17 protein-coding genes and 1 pseudogene are annotated in these 19,933 nt (G+C 68.2%); 9 read left to right on the top strand and 9 right to left on the bottom strand.

Features of this window, described 5'->3' with window-relative positions:
* Nucleotides 1–2 precede the first annotated feature (2 nt).
* From gcvT to ACKN61_RS06465, 4 genes are all read right to left on the bottom strand, one after another.
* Nucleotides 3–1,124 (bottom strand): glycine cleavage system aminomethyltransferase GcvT, encoded by a 1,122-nt coding sequence (gcvT, locus tag ACKN61_RS06480; RefSeq protein WP_408952792.1) that lies wholly within the window; start codon nt 1,122–1,124, stop codon nt 3–5.
* A gap of 316 nt (nt 1,125–1,440) precedes the next feature.
* Entirely contained in the window at nt 1,441–1,968 is a 528-nt protein-coding gene (locus ACKN61_RS06475; protein ID WP_152566314.1) for a hypothetical protein, read from the bottom strand.
* 4 nt (nt 1,969–1,972) lie between these two features.
* On the bottom strand, nt 1,973–2,413 hold the full coding sequence (locus ACKN61_RS06470) for an NfeD family protein (RefSeq protein ID WP_031373064.1): 441 nt from the start codon (nt 2,411–2,413) through the stop codon (nt 1,973–1,975).
* A 3-nt stretch (nt 2,414–2,416) separates the two neighbouring features.
* A complete protein-coding gene (locus ACKN61_RS06465; protein ID WP_031373065.1) occupies nt 2,417–3,379 on the bottom strand; it encodes an SPFH domain-containing protein in 963 nt (320 codons plus the stop codon).
* Between the two features lie 87 nt (nt 3,380–3,466).
* Between ACKN61_RS06465 and ACKN61_RS06460 the strand changes: the two genes are divergently transcribed.
* From ACKN61_RS06460 to ACKN61_RS06450, 3 genes are read left to right on the top strand one after another with little or no spacing between them, the layout of a single operon-like run.
* Nucleotides 3,467–4,111, top strand: coding sequence for a sigma-70 family RNA polymerase sigma factor (locus ACKN61_RS06460; RefSeq protein WP_051885198.1), 645 nt, complete (start codon nt 3,467–3,469; stop codon nt 4,109–4,111).
* Complete coding sequence (locus tag ACKN61_RS06455; RefSeq protein WP_408952791.1) at nt 4,104–5,132, top strand: hypothetical protein; 1,029 nt, start codon at nt 4,104–4,106, stop codon at nt 5,130–5,132. The genes ACKN61_RS06460 and ACKN61_RS06455 overlap by 8 nt, the downstream gene beginning before the upstream one ends.
* Nucleotides 5,133–5,160: 28 nt before the next feature.
* Nucleotides 5,161–6,378, top strand: a complete 1,218-nt coding sequence (locus tag ACKN61_RS06450; RefSeq protein WP_408952790.1) for a PDZ domain-containing protein — start codon at nt 5,161–5,163, stop codon at nt 6,376–6,378.
* Nucleotides 6,379–6,491: 113 nt separating this feature from the next.
* Here the strand turns inward: ACKN61_RS06450 and ACKN61_RS06445 are convergent, their stop codons facing one another.
* From ACKN61_RS06445 to ACKN61_RS06425, 5 genes and pseudogenes are all read right to left on the bottom strand, one after another.
* Complete coding sequence (locus ACKN61_RS06445; protein WP_408952789.1) at nt 6,492–7,451, bottom strand: DUF6607 family protein; 960 nt, start codon at nt 7,449–7,451, stop codon at nt 6,492–6,494.
* A gap of 62 nt (nt 7,452–7,513) precedes the next feature.
* A complete protein-coding gene (locus tag ACKN61_RS06440; RefSeq protein WP_408952788.1) occupies nt 7,514–8,086 on the bottom strand; it encodes a Hemin transport protein in 573 nt (190 codons plus the stop codon).
* Between the two features lie 3 nt (nt 8,087–8,089).
* Nucleotides 8,090–10,375, bottom strand: a complete 2,286-nt coding sequence (locus tag ACKN61_RS06435) for a TonB-dependent hemoglobin/transferrin/lactoferrin family receptor (RefSeq protein ID WP_408952787.1) — start codon at nt 10,373–10,375, stop codon at nt 8,090–8,092.
* Nucleotides 10,376–10,750: 375 nt separating this feature from the next.
* A pseudogene (hemP, locus tag ACKN61_RS06430) lies at nt 10,751–10,858 on the bottom strand (hemin uptake protein HemP); the annotation flags it as partial.
* A 280-nt stretch (nt 10,859–11,138) separates the two neighbouring features.
* Nucleotides 11,139–12,110: an aldo/keto reductase gene (locus ACKN61_RS06425; RefSeq protein WP_408952786.1), complete on the bottom strand. Its 972-nt coding sequence runs from the start codon at nt 12,108–12,110 to the stop codon at nt 11,139–11,141.
* A 70-nt stretch (nt 12,111–12,180) separates the two neighbouring features.
* On the opposite strand from ACKN61_RS06425, the gene ACKN61_RS06420 reads away from it, so the two are divergent.
* From ACKN61_RS06420 to ACKN61_RS06395, 6 genes are all read left to right on the top strand, one after another.
* The gene (locus ACKN61_RS06420) at nt 12,181–13,134 is read left to right on the top strand and encodes a hypothetical protein (RefSeq protein ID WP_408952785.1); all 954 of its coding nucleotides are present in this window, start codon (nt 12,181–12,183) and stop codon (nt 13,132–13,134) included.
* Nucleotides 13,122–13,340 (top strand): hypothetical protein, encoded by a 219-nt coding sequence (locus ACKN61_RS06415; protein WP_408952784.1) that lies wholly within the window; start codon nt 13,122–13,124, stop codon nt 13,338–13,340. Before ACKN61_RS06420 ends, ACKN61_RS06415 begins: the two co-directional genes overlap by 13 nt.
* Nucleotides 13,341–14,847: 1,507 nt before the next feature.
* Nucleotides 14,848–15,435, top strand: a complete 588-nt coding sequence (locus tag ACKN61_RS06410; protein ID WP_408952783.1) for a TMEM165/GDT1 family protein — start codon at nt 14,848–14,850, stop codon at nt 15,433–15,435.
* Nucleotides 15,436–15,522: 87 nt separating this feature from the next.
* Nucleotides 15,523–16,659, top strand: coding sequence for a GGDEF domain-containing protein (locus tag ACKN61_RS06405; RefSeq protein WP_031374195.1), 1,137 nt, complete (start codon nt 15,523–15,525; stop codon nt 16,657–16,659).
* Nucleotides 16,660–16,780: 121 nt separating this feature from the next.
* On the top strand, nt 16,781–18,079 hold the full coding sequence (locus ACKN61_RS06400; protein ID WP_031374196.1) for a NupC/NupG family nucleoside CNT transporter: 1,299 nt from the start codon (nt 16,781–16,783) through the stop codon (nt 18,077–18,079).
* A gap of 4 nt (nt 18,080–18,083) precedes the next feature.
* Nucleotides 18,084–19,061, top strand: a complete 978-nt coding sequence (locus ACKN61_RS06395) for a ribokinase (RefSeq protein WP_408952782.1) — start codon at nt 18,084–18,086, stop codon at nt 19,059–19,061.
* The last annotated feature ends 872 nt before the right edge of the window (nt 19,062–19,933 follow it).

The following is a 19,933-nucleotide window of genomic DNA, read 5'->3' as shown; positions in this document are numbered from 1 at the left end:
GGTCAGACCAGCACGCCGTCCTGGGCCTGGCCGTCGCGCACGAACGGGAACTTCACCACCCGCACCGGCACTTCCTTGCCGCGGATGTCGACGCGGACGTTGCCGGCGCTGCCGAGCGGAATCTCGCCGGCCGGCACGCGCGCGAACGCGATCGACTTGTTCAGCGTCGGCGAGAAGGTGCCCGAGAGGATCTCGCCCTCGCCATGCGCGGTCAGTACTTTCTGGCCGTGGCGCAGCACGCCCTTCTCGTCCATGACCAGGCCGATCATCTGGCGCGCGGCGCCGCTGGCCTTGAGCTGTTCGAGCGGCTGGCGGCCGATGAAGTCGCGGCCTTCGTCGAGGGCGATGGTCCAGGCCAGCGCGGCTTCGTACGGCGACACGCTGTCGTCCATGTCCTGGCCGTAGAGGTTCATGCCGGCTTCCAGGCGCAGGGTGTCGCGCGCGCCGAGGCCGGCCGGCTTCACGCCAGCGGCGAGCAGCGCATCCCACAGCGCGACCGCCCGGTCTTCCGGCACGACCACTTCGAAACCGTCTTCGCCGGTGTAGCCGGTGCGGGCGACGAACAGTTCGATGCCGTCGGCGGTCTGGGCCTGCCCGGCGACGAACTTGCCGAGCTTGCCGACGCGGGCGCGGTCTTCCTCGCGCAGCAGGCCGATGAGCTTGTCGCGCGCGCTCGGGCCCTGCACCGCGATCATCGCCAGTTCCGGACGCTCCTTGACCTCGACGCCGAAGGCCTTGGCCTGCTCGCCGATCCAGGCCAGGTCTTTTTCGCGGGTGGCGGCGTTGACTACCAGGCGGAAGAATTCTTCCTCGAGGAAATACACGATCAGATCGTCGATGACGCCGCCCTGCGGATTGAGCATGCAGGTGTACAGCGCCTTGCCCGACTTCTGCAGCTTGTCGATCGAGTTGGCGACCAGGTGGCGCAGGAACTCGCGCACGCGCGCGCCGCGCAGGTCGACCACGGTCATGTGGCTGACGTCGAACATGCCGGCGTCGCGACGCACCTGGTGATGCTCTTCGATCTGCGAGCCGTAGCTGATCGGCATGTCCCAGCCGCCGAAATCCACCATCTTGGCGCCGAGTGCGCGATGGGCGTCGTTGAGGATGGTCTTCTGGCTCATGGGGCGCTGCCTGCTCTGCTGGGGAGGTTGAGCCGGCGATTATCCCAGAAGCGCGCGCCGCCCGTGGCAACGTATTTTCGGTACGCAAGCGCATGGAAGCGCGCCGCGTGCTCTAGGAGTGGGCAGGAACGGCGCGAGCCGCGACCGCGAAACTGTGCCGACGACGCGCGAGGTCCAAAACGAGGGCTTGCACTCGCGACTCGCATCGCTCCTGCCAGGCAGCGAAGGGTTCGCGGCGACCTGATGCCGGAGCCGGGAACTGAGGCCCTGCGACGGTCTTCGCGGTCGCACGGTGGCTGCTGTTGCGCAGCCGGCGCTATTCCCCTTCGGCGCCTTCGTTGTAACAGCTCACTTCGGTTGGCCGGACTTCGACGAAGCGACCTTTATTGCGGTCCAGGCGCACCGCCCAACGCGAGGCCTCGAACATCTCGCGCGCTTCGGCGTTTTCGACCGCGGTATCGATGACGGCGATCACACCCGGATCGCCGACGCCATCGATGACACAGGTCGAAATCGACACGCGTTCGCCGCGCAGCAGCTTGGGGTACGGCACCACGTCGGTGATCTTCCAGCGCGCCTCGTTGCCGATACGGCCGACCAGCTCGGCGGCGTAGAACTTCAGCGAGCGGTCCTCGGCGTCGTCGATGGTGCCGATGCTGCGCGCGCAGATCTGCTCGGCGCTGCGGCCGGAGCCGACGCAGCCGCCGGTGTTGGATTTGAAGCCGTCCGGGAACGGCGGCACCACGCGCCCGATCCAGGTCTCGCTGCCGTTCGGTTCGCCGGCCGGGCAGGGAACGACCGTGCACAGCAACGCGACCATCGCCGATGTGCGCAGGGCCGTCATCGCCTCAGGTCACCGCTTCGACCCGCAGGGTCATGCCGTCGGTGCCGATCACCCGCACCGCGGCGCCGGCCGGCAGCTCCGGGCCGGTCACGTCCCAGTACGCGTCGGCGATCTGCACCCGCCCGCTGCCCTGGACGATGCCGCGCTCCAGGGTCACCACGCGACCGACCAGTTGTTCGGCGCGGCGGTTGAGCAAGGGCCGGTCGCTCTGGCGCTCGCGGCCGCGGAACCAGGTGCGGTAGACCTGGATCGAGACAAAGCTGAGCAACACGAATGCGGCCACCTGGGCCAGCACGGTCAACCCGGGGAACACCAACACCAGCCCGAACACGACCGCCGCGGCGAGGCCGAGCCAGAGCATGAAGGCGCCGGGCGCCATGGCTTCGGCCGCGAACAGCAGCAACGCGATCGCGGCCCAGGTCACCGTCTGCCAGTTCCACGACATGGCTCAGCCTCCGCTGCGCGGCGGCAACGGCGGCGTCGCCGGTGCGCGGCTGGGCTGGCGCTCCAGCGCTTCCTTGGCCAACTCGCCGATGCCGGCCAGCGAGCCGATGATGCCGGCCGATTCCATCGGCATCATCACGAACTTCTGGTTCGGCGCTTCGGCCAGCGACTTGAAGGCCTCGATGTATTTCTGCGCGATGAAGTAGTTGATCGCCTGCACGTTGCCCTGGGCGATCGCGTTGGACACCACCTCGGTCGCCTTGGCTTCGGCCTGGGCCAGGCGCTCGCGCGCTTCGGCCTGGCGGAACGCGGCTTCCTTCTCGCCTTCGGCTTCGAGGATCACCGACTGCTTCTCGCCTTCGGCCTTGAGGATCGCCGCCTGGCGGAAGCCCTCGGCTTCGAGGATGTTGGCGCGCTTCTCGCGCTCGGCCTTCATCTGCCGCGCCATCGAGTCGACCAGGTCGCGCGGCGGCTGGATGTCCTTGAGCTCGATGCGGTTGACCTTCAAGCCCCAGGGATGGGTCGCCGCGTCGACCGCGTTGAGCACCTTGGTGTTGATCTCGTCGCGCTTGGACAGCGACTCGTCCAGGTCCATCGAACCGATCGCGGTGCGGATGTTGGTCATGACCAGGTTCAGGATCGCGATCTCGAGCGTCGCGACCTCGTAGGCGGCCTTGGCCGCATCCTGGACCTGGAAGAACACGATGCCGTCGACCTTGACCACCGCGTTGTCCTTGGTGATCACGTCCTGGCTCGGCACTTCGAGGACCTGCTCCATCATGTTGATCTTGCGGCCGACCCCGTAGATCACCGGGATCAGGAAATGCAGGCCCGGGTCCATGGTGTGGGTGTAGCGGCCGAAGCGCTCGACCGTCCATTGATAGCCCTGCGGCACCATGCGCACGGTCTTGAACAACAGCACCACGCCGGCGAACACCAGCACTGCAGCGAGCAACGTCGGTCCCATGTCTCCCCTCCTCCCTGTCCGTTGACTCAGTATAGGCCTTGGCTGCGGCTGCGACCCTTCACGCCCCTGGCGCATCCTTGCCCTGGAATGCCGACCGAATCCCCGCCATTGCCGTCCATCCCGCCCGAGCCGGCGCGCCCGCTGTCGAGCTTCGCCATCGATGTTCCGGAGGCGTTGCTGAGCCGCGCCCGCTCCGGCGAGGGCGCCGCGTTCGAGCAGATCTACCGCTGGTTCGAGCGGCCGGTTTTCACCCTGGCGATGCGGATCGCCGGCGACCGCGACGAGGCCACCGAAGTGCTGCAGGACACCATGCTCAAAGTGCTGACGCGGATCGGCGACTTCCGCGGCCACCGCGACGGCAGCGGCACCCCGTTCTGGGGCTGGCTGCGGCAGATCGCGGTCAACGAATCGCTGATGCGCCTGCGCAGTCAGCGTCGCCACGAGCATGCGGTCGAGCCGGAGGACGAACACCTCGCCGACGACCGCACCCCGCCCCCGCCCGCGGCGGCCGATGCGGCAGCGCTGGGCCGCGCCCTGGCGCAGTTGCCGGCGCCGACCCGCAGCGTGCTCTGGCTGTACCACGCCGAGGGCTACACCCACGAGGAGATCGCGGCGCTGATGCAGCGCACGCCGAGCTTCTCCAAATCGCAACTCGCTCGTGGCGGTCGACGCCTGCGCCAGTTGCTGGAGTCGGGCATCAAGCACAACGATCTGGAGCAGGCCCATGCCTGACCGCACCCCTTCCGCGCCGCAGGACTGGTCGTCGGCGTTCGCGCAATTGCCGCCGGAGATGCCGCCGGCCGATGGCTGGTCGCGTATCGCCGCGACTCTCGCCCAGCGCGGCGTCCTGCCGACGCCGGGCGAATCCTCCGCGGCCGAACCGATCCGCTCGCATCCTTTAAGGAACGGTTCGGCCCAAGTCGAACCGCGGCGCGCCGCGGCGAACGCACGGCCGCGCCAGCGCTGGATGATGGCCGCGATGCTGGCCGCGGCCCTGCCCCTGGGTCTGTGGCTGTCGCTGCGCAATCACGACTCGGACCCGACCGGCGTCGGCGCGGAAGCCGTCGCGCATTCCAGCGCCGCTCCAACTGCGAAGCCAGCGACCGCGAAGCCCGCCGCCGACGCTGGCCTCGATCCGCGGCACGGCGCCACCGTGCCTGCGACCCGGATCGCCGACGCGTCGACCCCGAAGGCCTCGTCACGGGAGGTTCCGACAATGGCGACCAAGCCGGTGCGCTCGCCGAGCCCGGCGACCGACCGCATCGCGTCCACACCGGTACCGCGGCGCTCGCAAACCCCGCCGACTCGCTCGGCCGCACACGACGCTGGCGCAGCCACCGATCCCGCCTCGATCCAGGTTGCTGCGACCACGACGCCGGCGACTGCACCCACACCCCTGGAGACGGCGTCGATCGCCGCGACCGCGCTCGCCTCCGCCGACGGCGAAGCCCGCCTGCTGCGCGAACTCGGCGAGCTGCAGGCCGAGTCGGCGCAGCTCGAAGCCCTGGTCGCACTGACCCGCGACGAGCAGGTCGGCAGCGCCTCGGCGACGGTGATGAGTTCCGAACTCGACGAACGCGTGCGCCTGATCGACGCCACGCTGATCGCCGGTTCGCTGCCTGCGGCGCAACGCCTGTCGCTGTGGCAGCAGCGCGTCGGCGCGCTGCGCACCCTGGCCGGCGTGGAAAGCACGCAACGCTGGTTCGCCGCTCGCGGCGAACGCTACGACGACGCCCTGGTTCGCGTCGACTGATCCCTTTCATGCGGCACCGGAGACCTTTATGCACCGCTTCACTCTGACTGCACTGCTGCTGTCCACCGCGATCGGCAGCGCCCTGGCCTACGCGCCGGCAGGCACGCCGAACGGCGCAGCGGCCCATACGCCGGCACCGCAGGACGATGCCTCCCCGAGAGTGATCGTGCGCCGCTCGCACGGCGAGCGTCCGCTGGTGATCGCCCAGGTGCGCCCGCAGGTCGTCCAACAGATCCGCGGCCTGCCCGATCCGGTGACCAAGCCGGTGTTGATCCGCGACGAGATTCGCGGCCCGCAGTTGGGCGTGATCCTGGCGCCGGACGACAAGGCCGGCGCGCGCATCATCGCGGTCACCCCCGACAGCGCCGCGGTCAAGGCCGGCCTGCGCAGCGGCGACCGCCTGCTCGCGATCGGCGGCAAGACCATCGCCGGCGCCGATGGCGACGCGCGCCTGGCCGACGCCCGTGCGCTGCTCGGCCGGCTCGAAGCGCGCAAGCCGATGCGCATCCGTTATCAACGCGACGGCCGCGACGTCACGGTCGAGGTCACCCCGCAGCTCGGCGAACGGGTGATGGTGTTCGAGAGCGGCGACGGCTCGCAATTCGTCACCAGCGGCCAAGTCATGATCCGCCGTTCCGTCGACGGCGAGATGGAGGTCTCCGGCGACCGCATGGAATTCACCCCGGCCGATGCCGTGGTCGCCCCACGCCTGCGCACCGAGATCGTTCGGCTCGGCCCGGAGGATTGCAAAGACAAGCCCTGCCTGCTGCCGACGATCAGCGACGCCCTGCGTTGGAACGGCCTCAACCTGGCTTCGGTCGACGCCAAGCTCGGGCGTTATTTCGGCGCCGAACGCGGCGTGCTGGTGCTCAGCACCGGTCCCGAGCTGAAAGGCCTGGAACCCGGCGACGTGATCCAGAGCATCGACGGCCGGCGCGTCGACACCCCGCGGCAAACCATGGAAGCGCTGCGCAACCAGGCCGAGGGCGCCCAGGTCGAGGTCGGCTATCTGCGCGACCGCACCACCGCCAGCACCAAGCTCAAGGTGCCCAAGGCGGTGCAGTGGACGCCGCCGCGCCCGCCGCTGCCGCCTGCGCCGCCGGCCGCACCTCGTGCGCCGCTGCCGCCTGCGCCGCCCGCACCGCCGCCCCCGCCGACGCCACCGCAGGCCAAGGCGCCTCCGCCGCCGCCCGCACCGCCGGCCTGGGCGATAGCTCGCGGCACCCACGTGCACCGGGTCTACTGAGCCGGGCGAAGCGGCCTGCAGAGGTAAAAAGAAAGGCCTGGCGATCCGCCCGGCCTTTCCTGTTTCTGGTTCGCGTTCCGCGCGGCCTGACGCACCGCGCCGAGCGGCGCCGCTTATTCCGCAGGCGCGGCCGTCACCCACTTGGCGAACACCGCATCGATCTCGCCGTCGCCGACGCTCTTGCCGTCCTCGAGTTTTCCGGCCTGCTCGAACAAGGGAATGATCATCGCCATGCCGTCGATCTTGGTCTTGAGCCGCACGCCCGGCGCGCGCTGCAGATAACGGTCCCAATGCGTCCGGACCTTGCCCCAGAAACCTTCGGTCGCCTTCCAATAGGTATAGGCCGGCTTGAAATCGACCTCGGCGGTCTTCTGGTAATCGTTGAAGCCGAACTCGCGCGCCAGCTCTTCCTGGCTGCCGTCGGGCTTGCGCAGCACCTTGGTGTTGAACTGCTCGTGGGTCCAGCCGTTCGGCGTGATGGTGTGGCGATTGACCGCCGAGACCGCGTTGTAGTCGCTGCGCTTGGTGTACTCGCGTCGCGGCAGCGGGCGCCAGCTGGCGTCGCTGGTCCAGGTCGCGGTGCCGTTGCGATACTCCCAGCGCCCGGTGCCGCAATAACGCGGCGCATCGCTGACCTCGTACACGCACTGGGTCCAGGCGCCGCGATTGAGTTCGGCCGGAATCTTGCGCACGTGCCAGGTCTGATCGGCGCTGAACTCGAAACGCTGCGGCGCCTCATAGACCCAATCCTGGCGCCAGTGCTTGGTCACGTGGCCGCTCTTGGCATCGACCAGGATGTGCTGCAGCACGAGCTTGCGCGGGCTGTCCTCGACCACGATGACGGTCTCGTTGCCGCCGCTGCGCATCGCCGGGGCGCGCTCGTAGCCGGGTTTGAGCAGCACGGTTTCGTCGAAGGCGAAGTCGACGATGTATTCGCCCTTCATCGCCAGGATCGAAGCGCGGTCGCGCTCGGTCGAGGCCTCGGCGGCCGGCACGGGAGACAAGGCCAGCACGGCGGGGCTGGCAAGAACGGTGATGGCCAGCAGGCTGGCGGGGTACAGACGTCGGGTCATGGCTGAACTCGATGGTTCTCGGTTGGCTGAAGGATTGGGAATAAACAGACGAAGCGGTCGGTTCAGGCGTACTGCGGCGGCGCGCCGTCGCGCAGGCCCGAGGCCATGCAGCAGCACACGTGCGCCTGCGGGCTCAGGCGCGCGCCCTCGCCGGCGGCGATGCGGCGCGCGTGCGCATGCCCGAGGTCAGACAGCTCGGCCGCATCGGCGAGCAGGACGCAGTGCCCGGCTTCGTCGTGCAGCACATGCAGGCGCAGGACCTCGGCGCACCAGCGGCCGCGCAGACGGCGCCACCAGCGTCGCCGCAGGCGCGGCCCCAGGCCGCTGCGCGCCTCCGCGCCGCGATGCACCGGCAAGTCGGCGGCGGCATCGTCCCAGGCCAGGAAATCGCTGTCCGGCAGCAGATACAAACGCCAGCAGGCGCGGCCGGCGCCGTTGCGGAACAGCAAGGCCTCGCACGAGGCTTCGCCGTCGTGACGCACCAGCCGCTCGGCGCTGTGCGCCTGCAGCCAGCCGTCGAGGGCGTCGCGATGACGCGAGGGATACACGCACAACACCGTCGCGACCGCCGCCAAGCGTTCCGGCGCCGGCAAGCCGGCGCGGTCGAACGTGGCGGTCGGCGACGGCGCGCGCATGGCTTACCAGCTCACCGCCACGCTCATGCCGAGGTTGCGGCCGGGCGCGGTGTAGCGGTCGACGATGGCGCTGCCGGCGCTGAGGCCCGGCAGATTGGCGCCGTCCCAGTACTTCTTGTCGGCAAGATTGAACACGCCGACGTTGAACTTGGCGCCGGGCGCGAAGTCCCAGTGCGCGAGCAGATCGAGCACGCCGTAACCGGGCGTGGCGAAGCGGTTCGGCGCCGGCAGGTCGGTCTTGCGGTGAGCGAAACGCCCGGCGAGTTCGACGCCCCAACTGGCGCGGTCGTAGGCCACGCCGAGCGTGGCAGTCAACGGCGCGATCGACTCCAGAGGCCGGTCGGCGGTCTTGTCCTCGCCCTCGCTCCAGGCCGCCGCGCCGCGCAGCGACCAACCGGCAAGGCGGTCGGAGAGTTGGCCGAAGTCGACCCCGCCGCGCAGCTCGACGCCGCGGATGCGCGCCTTGGCGACGTTCTGCGACTGGAACACGATCAGCGGCGTCTGCGGCGGCGCGCTGACCTGGCGGTTGGATTCGATGAAGTCCTTATAGTCGTTGGAGTACACCGACAACTGCGCATAGGCGGCCGCGGCGCTGAAACGCAGGCCGAGCTCATAACCGTCGCTGGTCTCGGGCTTGAGGTCCGGGTTCGGGATGGCGGTGTAGCCGAACTGCAGATTGGTGAAGCCCAGGTTGACGTCGTTGTAGGGCGGCGCGCGGAAACCGCGCTGGTAGCCGCCGAACAACGACCAGTCCTGGGCGAAGTGCCAGACTGCGCCGAGCTTGGGCGAGACGCTGGTCTTGCTGAGGTCGCTGATCTTCACCCCCGGGTTGTCGGCGTTCCAGATCGGGTCCTGCTGCGGACGCAGTTCGTAACGGTCCACGCGCACCGCCGGCACCAGGCGGAACTTGCCGTCGGCGAAGCGGATCTCGTCCTGCACGAACACGCCGGCGTTGCGGGTCTTGCTGACCGGGAAATCGCGCACCGGGAAGGTATCGGGCGAAATCACGCTGCTGACCGCGCCGGTGGTCAGGTTGACCGCGCGGCCGTCGCGCTTCTGCCGGAATTCGGTGTCCTCGTACTCGAAACCGTAGGTCAACGTGTGCTCGACCGCGCCGGTCGCGAAATCCTTGTGCGCGGTGGCCTCGGCGCCGTACACGCGCTGGTCGAAACTGAACTCGCGCAGGCGCAGGGTCGGGCTGACTTCGCGACCGCCGATCACGCTGACGCGCTGCTCGCGAGTGCGCTGGGTAGTCTCGCTGTCCTGGCGATAGACCTGCCAGCGCAGCGAATCGGCCAGCACGCTGTCGAGGCTGTCGATTTCGTGCGCGAACGCGACCCGTGCGCGGGTCTGGTGGTCGTCGCCGGTCTGCGACAACACCCGCACCTGCGGCGCGCCCGGCATCGACAAGGCGGTGCCGCGGGCACTGAAGACCTGGGTATCGGTCTGGTCTTCGCTGCCTTCCAGGGTCAGGCGGAAGCGCTCACGGTCGATGGGCGCGTACACCAGCTTGGTCAGCAGGCTGCGGCCTTCGTTGCTCTGCGGGTTGGGGCGGGTGCGGCGTGCGTCCAGCGCGGCGTTTCCGCCCTGGTTGCCGGTCTCCTCGCCCTGGTGATGATTGAGCACGACCAGGCCGGACCAGCGCTCGCCGCCGAACGCTGCGGTGGCGCCGCCGAACAGGCTTTCGTTCTTGCCGTCGTAACCGGCCTTGAGGCCGAAGTAGCTGCCGGCGTCGTCCTTGAGGTAGTCGGCCGGGTCCTTGGTCACGAACGACACCACGCCGCCGAGCGCGTCGGAACCGTGCAGAGCGCTGCTCGGGCCGCGCACGACCTCGACTTCCTTGACCGTATCGAGGTCGACGAAATTGCGCCCGGCATTCGAGAAGCTGCCGATCGAGAAGCTGTCGGACACCGAGATGCCGTCGACCAACACCCGCACGCGGTTGCCGCCGAGGCCGCGGATGCGGATGTCGCCGAGGCCGAAGCGCTCGCTGTTCGCGCCGACTTCGATGCCGGGCTCGTAGCGGAACAGATCCTTCAGGTCGCGGACCAGTTCGCGGTCCATGCGTTCGCGGTCGATCGCGCCGACCGTCGCCGCCACGTCCTCCACGGCACGCTCGGTGCGGGTGGCGCTGACCACGACGCGCTGGAGTTCGTTGACGTCGGCGCTGTCGGCGCTGTCGGCGGCATCGGCCGCGGCGGCCACTGCCGGCAAGGCCAGCAACAAGGCCAGGACGAGCGCGCAGCGCGCCGGTACGCGCAGGGACGGGGAAGCGGAACGAGCGGGCACAGCAGTAGTAAGAACGCAGGACATTCGGTCGGACTCGGTAGTGGATTGGCCGAGGCGAGCGGGCGTCCGTTGCAACGACTGTGCAAAGCGGAGGGGCTGGCAGCCTTGAGAGAGAAGGTGCTGGCGGGTCGGCCGGAGCCGACGCGCCATACCGCCCTCCTGCCGGGAGCGCGGTATGGCGGATGACGCGGGCGTTGCGTTGCGATCGGCTTGGGACCGTCGATGGAGCCATAGATCCAAACGTCGATCCGGACATCGATCCACCATCCTCATTCAAAGAACGGATGGGACCGGACGGGCTTGGCTGGACCGCGCCAATCGCCGGGTGACTTGGATTACGCCGATCGCGGTGTTACGTGGAACTGCATCGCAGGATTACTTCGTGAGGATCAGCTTGTCGTTGCGGGTGTGACGCAAGCGATAGACCTCGCCGCCATGGCGGATCAACACTTCACGCGCGCCGCGAAGCAAGGCCGTGCTTTCGACCAGGACGCCCTGGGCGGCGGCGACGACGGCCGAGGTCGCCGAGGCCGAAGCGATGGAGGGCACGGCGACGGGCGCCGCGACGGCAGCCAGGGGGCGATCGCTACGGGGTTTCAATTGCAGCACCGGATTGCGCAGAGACATGACGGTGGCTCGTTGGGGGTGGGCTCGACAAGAATGATAATGATTCTCATTTGACAGTCAACACCCCAACCGCCGGTTCTGCGACCCCGGTCATGCGCGGTCCGCTCCTCCCCGACTTAGGCCGCGTCAGGCCGTCTCAGGCCGTCGCGCGCTCCACCCGCTGCCAACCGGCCTCGTCGATGCGATCGACCCAGTCCAGCGCCTGCAGGTTCTGCAGCAGTTGCTCGGTGCGGCTGGCGCCGAGGATCACGCTGGAGACGTGCGGGTTGCGCAGACACCAGGCGATCGCCAACGGCGCCGGCTCCGCGCCGAGCTCGCGCGCGACCGCGACGAAGGCGTCGGCGCGTTGCGGCCGCCGCTGGTCCGAGCTGCCGAGCACGATCCGTTGCAGCCATTGCTGGTCGGCCTGGCCGAGCCGGCTTTGCGCGGAAATGCCGTCGCGGTATTTGCCGGTCAGCAAGCCCGACGCGAGCGGCGACCAGATCGTCGTGCCGAGGCCGAGTTCCGCATACAGCGGCGCGTATTCCAGCTCGACCCGCTCGCGGTGCAGCAGGTTGTACTGCGGCTGCTCCATGGTCGGCGCATGCAGATGGTGAGCGCGGGCGATCTTGTGCGCCTCGCGGATCAGCGCTGCCGGCCATTCCGAAGTGCCCCAATACAAGACCTTGCCCTGGCGGATCAGCGCATCCATCGCCCACACGGTTTCCTCGACCGGCACGTCCGGATCGGGGCGATGGCAGTAGTACAGATCGAGATGCTCGACACGCAGCCGACGCAGCGCGTCGTGGCAGGCTTCGGTGACATGCTTGCGCGACAATCCCTTCTGGGTCGGCCCCGGCTCCTCGACCGAGCCGAACATGACCTTGCTCGACACGCAGTAGCCGTCGCGCGGCAGGCGAAGATCGGCGATCGCCTCGCCCATCACCCGCTCCGCCTCGCCGTTGGCATAGCCTTCGGCGTTGTCGAAGAAATTGATCCCGTGGTCCCAGGCCGCGGCGATCAGCTCGCGGGCGGTGTCGCGGCCGATCTGTGCGCCGAAGGTGACCCAGGCGCCGAACGACAGCGCCGAAATCTGGAGGCCGGATGAACCGAGGCGACGGTACTGCATGGATGCACTCCAATCTGAGCGGTGACTGCCGTCATGCTACGCCCCTGGACGATGCGACAAAGGACTGCATGTGGCGACGACGAACCTGAAAACCCGAGGCCTGATCGTGATCTTCATCGCGATCGCCGTCGCATTGTTGGCCTGGCAACTATCGCGCCTGCGCACGCCGGCGCCGGCGATGCCGGAACCGGACGCCATCCAGGCCGACATCGCCGACGACGCGCCCGAAGCGACCGACAGCGCAGAGGCCGCCGTCACGCCGCGCAAGATCCAGCCTGTCGCCGGCGACTACCGCAACCCGGCCCTGGCCGAGCTGAAGAACCGCGCCGACGCCGGCGACAGCCGCGCCTCCTGCCAGCTCGGCATGGAACTGCTACGTTGCACCGACCTGTCCGCCGCCGAGCAGGTGCTGGCCGCGGCCGACGACAACGCCCGTCCGGACATGCCGGCCGAGCAACGCGCCTATATGAGCAAACTCGAAAACCGCGCGCGGCACATGGTCGCCGAATGCCGCAGTGCGCCCGCCGATGCCTGGAAACAAGGCAATCACTACCTGCGCCAGGCCGCCCTCGCAGGCGAACCCGAAGCGATGTACCGCTACGCCCGCGGCGACTCGGTGCTGATCGACTACTCGCGCATGGGCACGCCCGAGTTCGACCGCTGGCGCGCGGAAGCCGGCAACATGATGCAGCTCTCGTTCGAAGCCGGTTACCTGCCCTCGGTGTTCGACCTGATGGTCGGCTATAGCGACAACTCCTCGCCGATTACCGGCCTGATCCCGAACGACCCGACCAAGGCCCGCGCCATGCGCCTGCTGATCGGCCGTCTCTCCGGCAAGCCCGCCGACCGCCCGGAAGCGCGCCATGCCGCACTGGAACCGGCCGCCGTCGCCCTGGCCGCGCAATGGCAGCGCGACTACTTCCCGACCCTGAAACCGCCGTTGCAACGCATGCCGCGCGTGATGCCGGCCGGCTTCGCCTCGTTGTATGCGGACGAGAACGTCGAGAGCCCGTGTTCGCAGTGACGTGGTTGTTGTGGCCGGTGGATTCGACGCGCGCATGGATAAGGGCGGCGATGGCTTGCGAAGCATCGCTCAAGCCAGATCAAGATCAAGGTCAATATCTAGATCTAGATCAAACGCCAAGAGCTTCCGCCACTAAAGCGGCGGGTAACTTTCTTTTGTCTAAAGCAACAAAAGAAAGTCACCAAAGAAAAATGCTTTTGTTTTGAATCACAGGCCCGCACGAGCGATGCCGACGCAGGGATTTTTCATACGGGACATCCCTGTCCCGATGAAAAACGGCCTGCATCCGTGCAGGCCGCCCTTCGGGTCTTCCATGGCCTTCGCTAATGCGTGGCGACGCACAGCCACAGCCAAAGCCAAAACCATCGAGGGAATCGGACTGTGGCGTCGCCATCCCCTGTAGGAGCGGCGTGAGCCGCGACCAGAAGACGCGCCGAAGTAACAAAGCCAACGCTATCCATCGAAGCAACGTGCCTTCGCCGGGGTAGGAGCGGTGAGCCGCGACCGCGAGCCATGGCGGCCGGCGCGGGTGATCGTGGTTACGCGGTCGCGGCTTGCGACCGAAGGAAATCCAGTCGGACGCCGCTCCTACCCTTAGAGCGAGATTCGCGGTTGCCGTTGCCGTTGCCGTTGCCGTGATTTTGATCTGCTTTGCTGCTTTGCCGGTCAAGTGGAGACCCGGAGGGCGGCGCACAGGACGTGCGCCGTTTTTCGATAAGACAGGGACGTCTTATCGAAAAATCCCGGCGCGAGCATCGCACTCGTGGCCTGTGCCCTTGCAAGGAGAGCCCTTTTCTTTGGTTAGCTTTCTTTTGGGCTTAGCAAAAGAAAGTAACCCGGCCGCGTCAGCGGGCGGAAGCTTTGCTGTAGCTGTGGCTTCAACGCCATACGACCAGAAACGCCGCAACGGGAAACGACCCGGTCGCGGCTTGCGCCGCTCCTACACGCGAAGATTCGTGGCTTCGAGCAATGACCTCGGCGCTGGATTTTCTGCGCGTCCCTTGGTCGCGGCTTGCGCCGCTCCTACACAGGCTACGGCCGGGAACGCCGCGAGATTGAAACGACGCGGTCGCGGCTTGCGCCGCTCCTACACGCGAAGATTCGTGGCTTCGAGCAATGACCTCGGCGCTGGATTTTCTGCGCGTCCCTTGGTCGCGGCTTGCGCCGCTCCTACACAGGCTACGGCCGGGAACGCCGCGAGATTGAAACGACGCGGTCGCGGCTTGCGCCGCTCCTACACGCGAAGATTCGTGGCTTCGAGCAATGATGTCGGCGCTGGATTTTCTGCGCGTCCCTTGGTCGCGGCTTGCGCCGCTCCTACCCTGAAATGCCAAGGCCTCGTCCCATCGGGTACTGCGCCCATGGCGCAAACGCGCTCCGTATGGATCCACGCCGCCAACGCGACGGCCCCAACAGCGAAAGATTCTCATTCCCCACCCACCCCCTCGATCCAGCTACAATCCGCCCCACTTTCCTCCTCCGGGGAGTAGCCCACCCGCAGCCGCCAAGGCCCGCGGGGACATGCGTCAACACACTTGGCCCACCGGCCATGGCGCATGAGCGGCAGCCAGCGCGAACGATCCGGGTCCACGACCCCATCGCCGAGCGCTAGCGACCACGGGCAAGACCGAAGGCAGGCGTTGCGCGCAACCCGGGTCGGGCCGTGCATCGTCCGCCTTCGCGTCCACGCGAATGCCCGACCCCGGAGTTGTCATGGATCTGTCCTTTCTCCCGGCCTCGGTCGTCACCACCCTCGTCTCGACGGGCACCGTCGCGCTCGCCGAAATCGGCGACAAGACCCAGTTGCTCGCCCTGCTGCTGGCCGCGCGCTTCCGCAAGCCCTGGCCGATCATCGCCGGCATCCTCGTCGCCACCCTGCTCAACCATGCCCTCGCCGCCTGGTTCGGCACCCTGGTCGCGCAGTGGCTGCAGCCCGAAGTGCTGCGCTGGATCGTCGCGGCGAGCTTCCTGGCGGTCGCGCTGTGGACGCTCAAGCCCGACCGGCTCGACGAGGAACCCCAGTTCTCGGCGCGCGGCGCCTTCCTCGCCACCACCATCGCCTTCTTCTTCGCCGAGATCGGCGACAAGACCCAGGTCGCCACCGTGCTGCTGGCGACCCGCTACGAACCGCTATGGGCGGTGATCGCCGGCACCACCGTCGGCATGCTGCTCGCCAACGTACCGGTGGCGCTGCTCGGCAGCCGCTTTGCCGACCGCCTGCCGTTGAAAACCGCGCGCTACGTCGCCGCGACCGTGTTCGCGGCACTGGCGATCTGGGTCGCGGTGCGCGGAATCGGCTGATCGGCCGCCTCACCGTCGCTCACGCAGGAGCCGGGCGACCGGCTCTCGCGCTATGCTCGCCGCGGACGGCAAGGGGATCGCGTAGGGATGCACGGCATCGGCGGAAGGTTGCGCGGCGTACTGGTGGCGCTGTTGCTGCGGCCGGACGAAATCATGCTGGAGATCGGCGCCGGCGGCGAACTGCTGGTGGCGCGACTGCGCGCGGTGCTCGCCGCGATGCTGCTGCTGTTGCCGCTGTTCAACGCGATCGGCGGCGGCAGCGTCAAGGAAACCATGATCGGCCTGGGCGGGGCGGTCTTCGTCAACGTGTTCTCGCAACTGTGGCTGGCCCTGGCCCGGCGCCAGCGCCGCTACCGCTGGCTGCCCTTCACCACCGCCGGCTTCGACGTCACCGCCACCACCCTGGTCCTGGCCGCGCTCGCGGCCCAGCACCTGCCGGCCGGGCTCAACAGCCTGATCGTCTGGTGCGGCTATCTGTTCGCGATCCTGATGACCGCGCTGCGCAGCGACGGCCGCGTCACCCTGTTCGCCGGCCTGCTCGCCCTGCTCCAGTACGCTGTGCTGATCGTGGCCGTATTCGCCGCCGCCGACTCGCCGGAAGAACTGATGTCCAGCGACTACGGCGCGGTCACCGTCGGCAGCCAGTCGCAGCGCATCGTCCTGTTGGCGATGGTGACCATCGCCACCTCGATGGTCGTGTACCGGATGCAGCGCCTGATCGAGATGTCCGGCACCGACGGCCTGACCCGGCTGCCGAACCGCACCTGGCTGACCCACCGCATCCCGCGCCTGTTCGACACCGTGCGCCGCGACGGCGGCAGCCTGACCCTGGCCCTGATCGACCTGGACCATTTCAAACGCATCAACGACGACTACGGCCACCGCCTCGGCGACCGCAGCCTGCGCCACCTGGTCGCGGTGCTGCGCGAGCAGGCCGAACCCAGCGAATGGCTGGTGCGCCTGAGCGGCGGCGAATTCCTGCTGGTGATGCGCAAACCCTTGGGCACCGCCTTCGAGGAAGTCGACGCGATCCGCCGCACCGTCGCCGAGCGCCCGTTCGAGCCCGGCCGCGGCGCCGAGCCGCTGTGGCTGAGCTTCAGCGCCGGCCTGGTGACGTTTCCGCAGGAAGGCGGCGACCTCTCGCGCCTGCTCCGCCGCGCCGACCTGCGCCTGCAGCGGGCCAAACAATCCGGCCGCAATCGCGTGGTTGCCCGCGATATCTGAACGAGCCGGCCCTGGCAAGCCCGGCGGCGCAGCTTGCCGCTGGCGCCGTCACTGCACTAGGCTGCCCCGATTAATAAGTCGCTAACAAGCCGCCGGGGCTCCGGCGCCCGGGGAGAGTGGAGTGGATTCGATTACGCGCGTGGCCTTCGGCCTGTTCGGTTTGGCGGTGCTCGTCGGCATTGCGTGGGTGTTCTCGGTCAACCGCCGTTCGGTCGACTGGAAGCTGGTCGCCATCGGCATCTCCCTGCAGATCGCCTTCGCCTCGGTGGTGCTGCTGGTGCCGGGCGGCAAGGACGTGTTCGACGCGATCGGCAAGGGCTTCGTGCACGTGCTGGAATTCGTCGGCGCCGGCTCGAAGTTCATCTTCGGCGACCTCATGGACGTCAGCAAATTCGGCTTCATCTTCGCCTTCCAGGTGCTGCCGACGATCATCTTCTTCTCGGCCCTGATGGGCGTGCTCTACCACCTCGGCGTGATGCAGGCGGTGGTGCGGGCGATGGCCTGGGCGATCACCAAGGTGATGCGCGTGTCCGGCGCCGAGACCACCAGCGTCTGCGCCAGCGTCTTCATCGGCCAGACCGAAGCGCCGCTGACCGTACGGCCGTACATCCCCAAGATGACCGAATCCGAGCTGATCACGATGATGATCGGCGGCATGGCCCACATCGCCGGCGGCGTGCTCGCCGCCTACGTCGGCATGCTCGGCGCCGGCGACCAGGACGCCCAGGCTTTCTACGCCAAACACCTGCTGGCCGCTTCGATCATGGCCGCGCCGGCGACCCTGGTGATCGCCAAGATCCTCGTTCCCGAGACCGGTGAGCCGCTGACCCGCGGCACGGTCAAGATGGAAGTCGAGAAGAACACCGCCAACATCATCGACGCCGCCGCCGCCGGCGCCGGCGACGGCCTGCGCCTCGCGCTCAATATCGGCGCGATGCTGCTGGCCTTCATCGCCCTGATCGCGCTGGTCAACGCGCCGCTGACCTGGATCGGCGAACAGACCGGCCTGGCCGCGGCGATCGGCAAGCCGACCGACCTGTCGACCCTGCTCGGCTTCCTGCTGGCGCCGATCGCCTGGGTGATCGGCACGCCCTGGGCCGACGCCAACGTGGTCGGCGGCCTGATCGGCGAGAAGGTGGTGCTCAACGAGTTCGTGGCCTATACCCACCTGGCCGACATCGTCAACGGCAAGGTCGCCGGCGTCGCCCTCAGCGACGAAGGCCGTTTGATCGCCACCTACGCCCTGTGCGGCTTCGCCAACTTCAGCTCGATCGCGATCCAGATCGGCGGCATCGGCGGCCTGGCCCCGGAACGTCGCCAGGACCTCGCGCGTTTCGGCCTGCGCGCCGTGCTCGGCGGTTCGATCGCGACCTTCATGACCGCGACCATCGCCGGCGTGCTGACCCACTTCTCCGCCTAAGCCCATGAGCCAAGCCACCGCAGGTCGCGTCGTCGTCGTCGGCTCGTTCAACGTCGACCACGTCTGGACCCTCGCCGCGCTGCCGCAGCCCGGCGAAACCCTCGCCGGCACCTACCACACCGGCCCCGGCGGCAAGGGCTTCAACCAGGCCACCGCGGCCGCGCGCGCCGGTGCGCAGGCCAGCTTCATCTGCGCCCTGGGCGAGGACGTCGGCGGCCAGCTCGCGCACGCGCTCGCCGCCGCCGACGGCATCGACCTGCGCGATCTGCGCAGCGACGCGCCGACCGGCACCGCCGGCATCTACGTCGACGCCGACGGCCGCAACACCATCGTCATCGGCCCCGGCGCCAATGCCGAACTCTCGCCCGAGTTCGTCGACAGCCACGACGCCCTGCTCGGCACCGCGCAGGTGGTGTTGAGCCAGTTGGAGACGCCGGTCGAATCGGCCGCGGCCGCGTTCGCCGCGGCGCGCCGCATCGGTGCCCTGACCCTGCTCAACCCGGCCCCGGCCGACGCCGTCGCCAGCGACGCGCTGTGGGCGCTGGCCGACGTGATCACCCCGAACGAAACCGAGTTCTGCGCGCAACTGCGCCTGCGCACCGGCAGCGCGCTCGATCCCGACAGCCTCAGCGCCCTGCCCGACGCCGAGCTGCACGCGCATTGCCGCCGCCTGCTCGGGCATGGCAGCGTGATCGTGACCCTGGGCAAGGCCGGCTGCTTCGTATCCCATGCCGACGGCGCCCTGCACGGCGACGACCGCGCGTACTACCGCTGCCCCGCGGCAGCGGTCAAGGCGATCGACACCACCGGCGCCGGCGACGCCTTCAACGGCGCTCTCGCCGCCTCGCTCGCCGCTCCCGGCGAGGCCCCGTTCGCGACGCATGTCGCCTACGCCAACCGCTACGCCGGCCTGTCGACCGAACGCGTCGGCGCAGCCGCGGCGATGCCGCGCGACGCCGAGGTCCGCGCGCGCTTCGGCTGAGCGGTTCGTCGCTTCCGGCGGAATTGGCCTTTGAGGGTAGGCGCGGCGCGAGCCGCGACCGCGCTGCTTCAATCTCGCGACGCCACTTGCCGCAGCCCCGTGTAGGAGCGGCGTAAGCCGCGACCGCTACGCCCTGCGGCGACAGCGCTGATGCCCGCCATTGAGGCGGCGTAGTTTCGCGAGGGTAGGAGCGGCGCGAGCCGCGACCACGCTGTTTTGGTCTTGCGGCGCAACGCTCATGCAAGATCTAGATCTAGATCAAACGCCTAAAGCTTCCGCCGCTAAAGCGGCGGGTTACTTTCTTTTGTCATAAGCAACAAAAGAAAGCTAACCAAAGAAAAATGCTTTGTTTTGAATCACAGGCCCGCACGAGCGGTGCCTCCGCAGGGATCTACATACGGGACATCCCTGTCCCGATGAAAAACGGCCTGCATCCCTGCAGGCCGCCCTCCGGGTCTTCTATTGCCTTTGTAGTGCGTAGAGGCGCACAGCAGCAGCAACAGCAACAGCAACAGCAACAGCGATCCTGCGGCCACGACGATACAAGGAGTAGGAGCGGCGCGAGCCGCGACCGCACAGCCACGATCGCCCGCGCCGGCCGTAGATTCGCGGTCGCGGCTCGCGCCGCTCCTACCCTAAGAGCACGGCAGCCGTTGCCGTTGCCGTTGCCGTTGCCGTTGCCGTTGCCGTTGCCGTTGCCGTTGCCGAGATTTTGATCTGCTTTACCGGTCAACAGTAGACCCGTAGGGCGGCGCACAGGACGTGCGCCGTTTTTCGATAGGACAGGGATGTCCTATCGAAAAATCCCGGCGTCGGCATCGCACTCGTGGCCTGTGCCCTTGCAAGGAGAGCCCTTTTCTTTGGTTAGCTTT

Origin of the sequence: Lysobacter sp. Hz25, from assembly GCF_046097045.1 — a bacterium.
GTDB classification, from domain to species: domain Bacteria; phylum Pseudomonadota; class Gammaproteobacteria; order Xanthomonadales; family Xanthomonadaceae; genus Lysobacter; species Lysobacter antibioticus_B.
This window is presented reverse-complemented; position numbering and strand designations above follow the sequence as displayed.